This is a genomic window from Xanthomonas sp. SHU 308, from assembly GCF_000364645.1.
Taxonomy (GTDB): Bacteria; Pseudomonadota; Gammaproteobacteria; order Xanthomonadales; family Xanthomonadaceae; genus Xanthomonas_A; species Xanthomonas_A sontii.
Genome location: NZ_AQOK01000791.1, coordinates 1 through 2676, shown reverse-complemented (window position 1 = coordinate 2676; position 2676 = coordinate 1). Strand labels below are relative to the sequence as shown.

At 73.2% G+C, this 2676-nt stretch carries 2 protein-coding genes; both read right to left on the bottom strand.

The genetic code is table 11. From position 1 onward, the window contains the following. On the bottom strand, positions 1-270 hold a 270-nt coding region (locus D588_RS0120835; RefSeq protein ID WP_026143953.1), incomplete at its 3' end, for a DUF3999 family protein. Further along, the coding region (locus tag D588_RS25785; RefSeq protein WP_017917381.1) for a DUF2339 domain-containing protein at positions 267-2676 on the bottom strand (2410 nt) is incomplete at its 5' end. The genes D588_RS25785 and D588_RS0120835, both read right to left, overlap by 4 nt.

Here is a 2676-nt window from a genome sequence, read left to right as displayed (position 1 = left end):
CTGCCGGCGCGGCGCGGCCTCGGCCTGCTCGGCGGCGAACAGGGCCGCCGGCAGCGGGTCGCCGGCCGCGTTGAATACCTCCACGTCGCCCAGCGAGGCGCGCTGCGCGCTGCGGTAGACCGCATCGTCGAGCTGCACGCGATAGGCGCCGGCATCGGCGTCCTGCAGGGTCAGCGGCCACTGCTGGGCGTAGTCGTCGCGCTGGCTGGCGGCGAACGCGCACAGCGGCAACCCGGCCAGCAACAACGGAAACAGCGCACGTCGGATCATGGGATGGCCTCCTCGGCCGGTTCGGCAGCGCGCGGCGGCGCCGGCGCCAGATAGCCGACCACCGTACACAACAACCCGTACGCGATGAACGACGCGATGCCGGCGACGTTGCCGAGGTTGCCGCGGTCCACCAGCAGCAGCTTGCCCAGCACCACCGCCATCAACACCGCGCCGGCCAGCCACAGACCGCGCTGGCCGCGCCGCGAGCCCAGCACCCAGCCGAGCACGCCCAGCACGCTCCAGACCACGGTCAGGCTGGTCTGCGCCACGCCATTGCCGAGCACGCCGGGCCACGGCACCGCCGCCCAGTAGTGCACCGCATGCAGGGTGACGCTGGTGATCCACAGGAAGCCGGCACCGGCCAACAGTTGGGTGCGCCAGGGCCGCAGCAGCGCCGGCAGCTCCGCGGTGCGGGTCCAGCGCACGCCCAGGACCAGCAGCGCCAGTTGGGTCAGTTCCAGCGGATTGAGCACCGGCACCCAGGGCAGCGGCGCGCTGCTGCCGGACAGGCCCAGGCTGTACAGCCAGGCCACCGCCAGCAGGCCGAAGTAGGTGCTCTGCAGCGCGCTGCGGCACGGCGCGAATGCCGCACCCAGCGGAGCCGCCAGCCAGTTCCAGCGCCACAGCGACAGCGCCGTCGCCAGCAACCAGGGCGCCAGCAACAGCATCCAGCGCCAGCCGGCGGCGAGCTCGCTGTGCAGCGCGATCCAGGTGCACAGCAGCCCGACCACGCTGGGCCACACCAGCCACCACACGAACTGCGCCGCACGCGCGACGCCGCCACCGCTGTCGCGCAGGCACAGCAGGCTGCGCACGCCGAGCACCGCGAACAGCGCCCAGGCCCAGGCGCCATGCCCGGCGAACGGCTGCCCGTGCACATCGGCCTGCCAGACCGCCAGCGGCAAGGCCAGGGCCAGGCCACCCAGCGTGGTCGCGGCCAGCGCCAGTGCCGGCCAGCGCCGCTGCGCCTCGGCGGCGAGCCAGCCGCTGACCACGACCCACGCCAGCAGCACGTCGGCGCGCGCGTCGGCGTCGACGAAGCGCACGATCTCGGTGACGCCGATCCCGCACCACCAGAACAGCCCCCACACGTAGTAGCCCAGCGCCGGCACGGCGGCCCGCCCACGGCGGTAGCACCAGGCGCTGGCGAAACCGGCCAGCGCCAGCAGCAGCCCGCTCATGAAGGTGGCGTTGGCCACCGCCTGGGTGTCCTGGGCGATGTCCTCCACGCCCACCAGGAAACCGAACGACGCCGCCAATTGCAGGCCGGCGCCGCTGAACTGCGGCAGCCAGCGCCGCTGGCGCAGGCCCAGCCACGCCAACGCCGCCCCCTCCAGCGCGAACACGCTGGCGGTCGCGCGCGCGGACAACGCCAGCGGCACCGCCAACGTGGCGAACCCCACCGCCAGCACCGCATACGCCTGCCCCAGCACCGCGAAGCTCGCGCGCCGGATCAGCACCGCCGCCAGCAGGGCATAGATCGCCGCCAGTCCCAGCGCACACAGGGCCAACGGCAGGCCGTCGCCGCGCAGCAGCCCCGCCTGCAGCGAAAACGCGATCAGCGGCGTGCCGAACACCAGGCTGCCGTCGATCAGCGTGCTGCGCGCAGCCTGGCGCCGCGCGTACAGGATCGGGATCAGCAGGTAGAAGGCGAAGAACAGCAGCAGGAACGGCTCGGTGCTGGCGAACTTCTCGGGCCGGTACTGCAACACGCCCCACAGCGTGCCGATGCCGAAGGTGAAGCCGAACCCGAGCAGGTTCAGCACCCGCCACGGCCGGTACCAGGCGATCGCGAACACCGCCGCGTTGAGCAGCGCGTAGTAGGAGAACAGCGCCACATGGTTGCCGCTGCCGGTGGACAGCCACAGCGGCGCGAGGAAGCCGGCCAGCGTGCCCAGCACCGCCAGCGTGCGCGATTCCTGCGCCACCGCCAGCACGCACATGCCCGCGACCAGGGCGATGCTCAGCGCCAGCGCCGCGCCGGCGGGGATCAGCCCGGACAGCTTGAAGGCGGCGAACACGGTCAGCAGCAGCACGCCGATCGCCCCACCCTGCAGGGCCAGCGCGAAGCTGCGCTTGCGCGTGCGCTGGCGCCAGCCGAAGGCCAGGCCGGCCAGCGACGCGGCGGCGATGCCGGCGTAGCGCAGCTCGATCGGCATGCGCAGCCAGCCTTGGTCGCCGGCGTACTTCAGCAGCGCGGCGACGCCGGCCAGCAGCACCAGCATGCCGATCTTGACCGGGACATTGCCCTCGGTGAACCAGCGTTTGATCCCGCCCAACAGCCGTTCGATCGGATCCGGCCCACGCGGCGCGGCGGGCTGGGCCGCCGCGGCGGTGCGCGCCTGGGCTTGCTGCTGCTCGGCGCGTTCGACCGCGGCGGCCAGCGTCGCGAAATCCTCGCCCCTG